This is a genomic window from Acinetobacter harbinensis (assembly GCF_000816495.1).
Classification (GTDB): domain Bacteria; phylum Pseudomonadota; class Gammaproteobacteria; order Pseudomonadales; family Moraxellaceae; genus Acinetobacter; species Acinetobacter harbinensis.
Map to the genome: position 1 here is coordinate 104,943 of NZ_JXBK01000002.1, position 6,160 is coordinate 111,102.

Annotated in this window: 8 protein-coding genes; 4 read left to right on the plus strand and 4 right to left on the minus strand. The window is 42.8% G+C overall.

Translation table 11 applies throughout. The annotated features are described in order from the left end of the window. The 4 genes from SE27_RS14215 to SE27_RS12670 all read left to right on the plus strand — a co-directional run. On the plus strand, nucleotides 1-275 hold a 275-nt coding region (locus SE27_RS14215; protein WP_264673638.1), incomplete at its 5' end, for an SDR family NAD(P)-dependent oxidoreductase. Nucleotides 276-343: 68 nt separating this feature from the next. Beyond that, on the plus strand, nucleotides 344-1,024 hold the full coding sequence (locus SE27_RS12660) for a cupin domain-containing protein (RefSeq protein ID WP_039624166.1): 681 nt from the start codon (nucleotides 344-346) through the stop codon (nucleotides 1,022-1,024). Between the two features lie 7 nt (nucleotides 1,025-1,031). Beyond that, nucleotides 1,032-2,141, plus strand: a complete 1,110-nt coding sequence (locus SE27_RS12665) for a flavin monoamine oxidase family protein (RefSeq protein WP_039624168.1) — start codon at nucleotides 1,032-1,034, stop codon at nucleotides 2,139-2,141. A 110-nt stretch (nucleotides 2,142-2,251) separates the two neighbouring features. Beyond that, complete coding sequence (locus SE27_RS12670) at nucleotides 2,252-2,548, plus strand: TIGR03643 family protein (protein WP_052251766.1); 297 nt, start codon at nucleotides 2,252-2,254, stop codon at nucleotides 2,546-2,548. A gap of 264 nt (nucleotides 2,549-2,812) precedes the next feature. Here SE27_RS12670 and SE27_RS12675 read toward each other — a convergent pair whose 3' ends face one another. The 4 genes from SE27_RS12675 to SE27_RS14155 form a co-directional block, all read right to left on the minus strand. Continuing rightward, complete coding sequence (locus SE27_RS12675) at nucleotides 2,813-3,553, minus strand: class II aldolase/adducin family protein (protein WP_039624170.1); 741 nt, start codon at nucleotides 3,551-3,553, stop codon at nucleotides 2,813-2,815. A gap of 14 nt (nucleotides 3,554-3,567) precedes the next feature. After that, nucleotides 3,568-4,563 (minus strand): ketopantoate reductase family protein, encoded by a 996-nt coding sequence (locus SE27_RS12680; RefSeq protein WP_039624172.1) that lies wholly within the window; start codon nucleotides 4,561-4,563, stop codon nucleotides 3,568-3,570. Between the two features lie 29 nt (nucleotides 4,564-4,592). Further along, a complete protein-coding gene (locus SE27_RS12685) occupies nucleotides 4,593-5,366 on the minus strand; it encodes an ABC transporter ATP-binding protein (RefSeq protein WP_039624173.1) in 774 nt (257 codons plus the stop codon). Then, nucleotides 5,363-6,160 (minus strand): ABC transporter ATP-binding protein (locus SE27_RS14155; protein WP_227504658.1); only part of this gene is annotated, 798 nt, incomplete at its 5' end. The genes SE27_RS14155 and SE27_RS12685, both read right to left, overlap by 4 nt.

Sequence of the window (6,160 nt, forward strand, 5' to 3'; positions counted from 1 at the left end):
CGCTTACGCATAATTTAGCCATTGAGCTTGCTGGGTTAAATATCCGCATTAATACCGTTGCCCCTGCGGTGGTTGAAACCCCGATTTACCATAGTTTTATGAGTGATGCGCAAGTCAAACAGACATTACCGACCTTTAATGCATTTCATCCCTTAGGTCGAAATGGTCAAGCCGCAGATGTTGCAGAAGCCATTTTATTCTTGGCCTCCTCACAAGCCGCATGGATTACCGGCACCATCCTGCCTGTCGATGGCGGTGTAATGGCCGGACACTAACAGCCGTGTTGTTACAGCACGCAGACGTTAAACTAAGATGCTGCATTTAATGGTTGAAGGAAGTTTTTATGTTGATCAACGCTGATTTTTCTCAATCGGTTTTCATGACTCCTGAGCAATATCAATGGACGGCTTCTCCGCAAGCAGGGGTCGACCGCGTGATGCTCGATCGTATCGGTTCGGAAAAAGCCAGAGCGACCAGTCTGGTTCGTTATGCGCAACTTTCAGTCTTTCCAGTACACGATCATCCACAAGGTGAGGAAATATTGGTATTAGAAGGCGTATTTTCTGAACAGGGGCATGATTATCCTGCCGGCTGGTATTTGCGTAATCCAGATGGAACATCGCATCAACCATCGAGTAAAGAAGGCGCGGTAATTTTTGTAAAATTACGGCAGATGCGTGAAGATGATCAGCAAAGTGTGCGTATCAATAGCCAACTTGCTGAAAATTGGCATACTGAAACGATGCATGGCGATGCACCGCCTCAAGCTGTATGTGAGCTTTTTCAAAATGAAAATGAGACAGTACAATTACGTCGACTGCAAAAAAATGATGTATTGGCGCTTGATGTAAAGAAACTCACAGAAATTCTGATTATCGCCGGAGCTTTAACCTCAGACGGGCAATATTTCCCCAAACACAGTTGGCTGCGATTGGCACAAGGCTCTACAATAGAACTCATCGCGGCGACTGATCAAGTGATTGTCTATATCAAGACAATGAAACACATCACCAATTTAGATTAGGTAGAAAATGTCAGCTTATCAATACATTATCATTGGTGGTGGAATCAGCGGACTGTATGCGGCATACCTGCTTGAGCAACGCGGCATAACCGACTATCTACTTCTCGAGGCAAAAAGTAGCTTAGGCGGTCGCTTACATTCTGCTTTTACAACTGATTCATCCGGCATAAATGCGGCATTTGACCTTGGTGCAACATGGTTTTGGGAAGATCAACAACCTGAGCTTGCACAGCTGATTAAAGATTTAAACTTAAGCAGCTTTGAGCAATATACACAAGGTGAGATGTTGCTTGAGCGATCTTCGACACAGCCAGCATTACACACACGTGGTTTCAATGGTGAGTCCAGCAAAAGAATTGATGGCGGCATGAAAGCTTTTGTTGATCAACTTTATGCACGTTTAACCGCAGATCGTATTTTATTGTCTCATCAAGTGCTGCAGTTAAGCCATGAAGATCATTGCATAAAAGTGCAGGTTGCAAGCCAAGCTGGGCAAGTGAAAGTTTTTCAAACGTCACAAGTTTTGATGGCGATTCCGCCACGATTGGCCATCAGCAGCATTCAGTTTACACCAGCACTTCCAGAGCACTTTAGGGCACAGTGGCAAAACACGGCCACTTGGATGGCACCGCATGCCAAGTATATCGCGGTCTACCAAACTGCATTTTGGCGTGACGTACATTTATCTGGAAATGCACACAGCAGCATCGGGCCTTTGGTTGAAATTCATGATGCTTCAACAATCCAAGGCACGGCAGCCTTATTCGGTTTTATTGGGGTAGCTTCAGCGATTCGAAAAGACGTATCCGAAGCTGAATTGATGAGGCATTGTCGTCATCAACTGATTCGCTTATTTGGTCAGCAAGCCGCTACCCCGCTGCATGAGTATCTTAAAGATTGGGCGCAAGATCCATTTGTTGCTACGCAAGAGGACTTAAATGCAACTGCAAGTCATGGCCATGCTCCGGCATCTACAGCGGATACAGGCCTTTGGAAAAATCATTTAGTCGGTATTGCCAGTGAATTCTCACCGCATTATTCAGGTTTTATTGCAGGTGCAATTGAAGCCGCGCGGTTGGGTATCGATCATGCAAGCCAAAAAATCCAGTCCATTTAATAAAGTTATTTTATTGATGGCCAGCTGACTAGAAATATAGATAGGCTGCGCTACTTTTATCTTCACATCGTCCGCTGCTATTCAGTCTATCTGAATTCGAGTAATATAAAATGAATGCAGTGACACAAACTAATGGTGATCAAGTGACAAATCGTGTTGAGTTTTCTGATGAAGATACTTCTCGAATTATTGAAATGGCGTGGGAAGATAGAACCCCTTTTGAAGCCATCGAACTTCAGTTTAATTTAGATGAATCTGCCGTGGTGCAATTGATGCGACAGCATTTAAAGCGCAGTAGCTTTAAACTATGGCGTACACGCACCGCAGGTCGAAAAACCAAGCACTTAAAACTTCGCTCACCCGAGGTATTACGTGGTTATTGCTCGCGTCAATATAAACCCAGTTAACCTTAACCCACTAGGCAGATTGCTTTTCAAAGATCTTCGGCTGTAAAAATGCCTGTTGATGGTTTTTAAAGTGTAGATGATTGTTTAAATCACCCATATGGCGTGTATTGCACGGCATATGGGTGATGTATTGAGCAGCAAATGTATCTAGCCAATCCAATAGGGTTGGCGATAAGAAACAACAGAATAAAAAGTCGATTGATAAAACGAAGCGCGATCAGCAATCGGATAATTTTCTGCTCCCCATTGCAGAGGGATAGACGTTTAACTGTGCTGAACAGCGGTCTGCATTTTACGCACCATTGCATTAAAAAACAGCGTGGCAAAACCACTGTCCTGAATTAGCGTAGAAGTTAATGCGGCACATTTTTCTTTGACACTCTGATCGAGTAATACATCTTCGCCTTGCATCGCATCGGCCTGACACTGTATTTCTGCTGCACGCTGTACTGTCCATAATAAAAAAAACGCTTTTTCGATACTACTTTCTCCCACGGCAATGCCGTGATTACGCAATACCAAAATATGATGTGTACCCATACTTTGCAGCATGCGCTGTTTTTCTTCTTTAAAGAGCGTAATACCTTCAAAGGCATGATAGCCGACTCGGCCGTAAAGTTGTGCACCATAAAAACTATCATACTTAAAGCCATTTTTTTTCTGCACGATGGCGCTAATCGGTGTGGTGTGAGTATGAATTAAACAATGAATATCATCGCGTGCTCCGTGCACCGCGCTGTGTAAAGCAAAGCCGGCTGGATTGGCTTCATATTCAGAGGTTTCAACCTTATTTCCATCTAAATCGACTTTAAGTAAGTTTTCAGGCGTGACTTCTGAATAATTCAATCCAAATGGATTGACTAAATAGTGATGCTCCTTGCCCGGTACGCGTGCAGAGATATGGTTAAATATAGTTTCGGTCCAGCCAAAATAATCAACAAGATGATAACAATGCGCTAATTTTTGACGAATTTCCCACTCATCATTTAAGCTATTCTCTTTCATTTTAAATTCCCTTTTTATTTATGCTTTAAACTGTTGCCACTGACAAAACGGGTCAAACTGACAATTTTTTCAGTCATCGGCATTGCAATGTGAAAATGCTGCGCCAGTTCAAACACTGCATCTGCAATACTTGACAGTTCCAATGGTTTTTTTTGTTGAAAATCTTGCCACATGGAAGTATGAATATCGCCCATATCGGCACCTAATTCTAAAAATTTAGCCGGATCAAACTGAATACGCGCACCATAACTTGACGCCACCAATCGCGTTTCTTGCAATATACTAGCAGTAATAGTGATCAGTTCAGGATCTGAATAAATTTGCTTTAACGTCGCTCCAGTTAAAACAGATAAAGGATTCGAGCTTAAGTTGGCTAAAACCTTGGTCCAAATTTGGTCTCGAATACGCTCATGCAGTCGCACGTCTATCGTGGTATCTTCAAACAAGTCTTGTAGCGTTTGCAGACGCTCACTCATACAATGATTGGGTTCACCAAAAATGAGTAAATAAGGATTATTGCTCTTGACCCGCCCATGATCGATCAACTCTGCGGTAATAAAAACCACCGCACCGATTAACTGTTTAAACGGAAAATGATCCTGTAGGAAACCATCTGCATCTAAACTTTTGACCATCTGAGCTGACGAGCAATCTTGCCCTGGATAGAAATACCAAAAAGGAATACCATTGAGCATTGGAATGAGTACGGTTTCGGTATGCACTAATTTTAAAATCGAGGGCGTAATGCTTTTTAAGGCATCACTTTTGGTACAAATAAAAATAAAATCCTGTGGCGGCAATTCATCTACTGACTCAACCACTTGATAGGGCCAGACATGATATTCACCGCTTAAATCGGTTAAGTACAGCCCCTGTTTTTTTAACACCTCTAAATTTTTACCGCGTGCAATGACCGAAACTCGATTAAAACCGGCATGGATTAAACTCACAGCAAGAGTACAACCAATCGCGCCTGCGCCAAAAATGGTAATTTGAGCTGATTTATCCATTACAATTTTCCCTATCTGATCAAGATCAACTAGATTGATAAAATTTCTTGATGCTTGCTGTTGATGCCTAAATAACTTTCAATAATCCGAGGATCTTCTGACAAACTTGCCCCTGTGCCTTGCATCGAAAGTTCACCCATTTCTAAAACGTAAGCATAATCAGCCATTTTTAGTGCGGCACGCGCATTTTGTTCCACCAACAAAATAGACACGCCCGTTGCACGTAAGTGATCAATAATTTTAAAAATTTCACGAGTGATCAGGGGGGCTAATCCTAAACTTGGCTCATCTAGCATGAGCAGTTTAGGTTTGGCCATTAAGGCGCGTCCTACCGCCAGCATCTGACGCTCACCGCCAGATAAAGTGCCCGAGGCTTGTGTGCGGCGTTCTTTTAAACGCGGGAAAATATCATAGACCTCATCTAAGGTTTCTTTGTATTTTCGATCACCGCGTCGATAGCGCTGAAAAGCACCTAAAAGCAAATTATCCTCAATACTCATTGAACTAAATAATTCACGTTTTTCTGGTACCAGTCCAAGGCCTTTTCCCACCATATATTCCACTTGCGGTGATTGCTGTACTTCGCCATCAAAATCGACATTACCTTGTGAGCTTAGTACGCCCATAATGGCGGATAAGAGTGTGGTTTTTCCGGCACCATTTGGCCCGACCACGGAAACGATTTGTCCTTCATTGACGCGCATATTAAAATTGATGAGTGCATCAACCTTGCCGTAAGCCACACTTAAGTGACTGACTTCAAGAATGCATTTTCCAGAATTATTGTTTTCGACGATGTTCATGCTGCACCTCCTAAATATGCTTCTAGTACAGCTTCATTTTTTTGAATCTCTTCAGGTAAACCTTCCGCAATTTTTTGTCCGAACTCCATCACCACAATTCGGTCAACTAAGTTCATAACAAAATCCATATCATGTTCAACCAACAAAATGGCCATGCCTTCTGCTTTTAGTTTGAGTAACAATGCAGCCAGAGCCTCTTTTTCCTTGAGTCGAAGACCTGCAGCCGGCTCATCTAAAAGCAGTACACAAGGATCAGAACAAAGCGCCCGCGCAATTTCTAAAATTCGCTGTTGACCTAAAGCTAAACTGCCTGCTTCTGCATAAAGATACTCACCTAAACCGACACGCTCCAATTGTAATTTGGCTTCATTGAGTAAAATATTTTCCTCCACGCGATCCAGTCGTAACAATGAGGAAAACACGCCTTGATGGCCTCTTAAATGCCCACCAATCGCCACATTTTCAAGCACCGTCATTTCGGCTAAAATTTTGACGTGTTGGAACGTTCGGCTCATGCCTTGTTGAGCAATTTTTCGGGAATATTGCCCATTAATTTTTTCACCCTTAAAAATCACCTCGCCACTGGTTGGTGTGTCGACACCTGAAAGCTGATTAAACATGGTGCTTTTTCCGGCACCATTTGGCCCAATTAAAGCCAGAATTTCACCCGCATGTACTTGTAGGCTCATATCGTTGTTGGCCACCAAACCACCAAATTTTTTGGTCACGTTCTTGGCTTCTAAAACTACATCACCTTTATTCGGCATGGCTTGGCAAGTCAGTTTTTGATCGGG

Bases quoted from the DNA above. Each gene is read 5' to 3' on its own strand.
- SE27_RS12660 (WP_039624166.1), top strand. From the start codon at position 344: ATGTTGATCAACGCTGATTTTTCTCAATCGGTTTTCATGACTCCTGAG.
- SE27_RS12665 (WP_039624168.1), top strand. From the start codon at position 1,032: ATGTCAGCTTATCAATACATTATCATTGGTGGTGGAATCAGCGGACTG.
- SE27_RS12670 (WP_052251766.1), top strand. From the start codon at position 2,252: ATGAATGCAGTGACACAAACTAATGGTGATCAAGTGACAAATCGTGTT.
- SE27_RS12675 (WP_039624170.1), bottom strand. From the start codon at position 3,553: ATGAAAGAGAATAGCTTAAATGATGAGTGGGAAATTCGTCAAAAATTA.
- SE27_RS12680 (WP_039624172.1), bottom strand. From the start codon at position 4,563: ATGGATAAATCAGCTCAAATTACCATTTTTGGCGCAGGCGCGATTGGT.
- SE27_RS12685 (WP_039624173.1), bottom strand. From the start codon at position 5,366: ATGAACATCGTCGAAAACAATAATTCTGGAAAATGCATTCTTGAAGTC.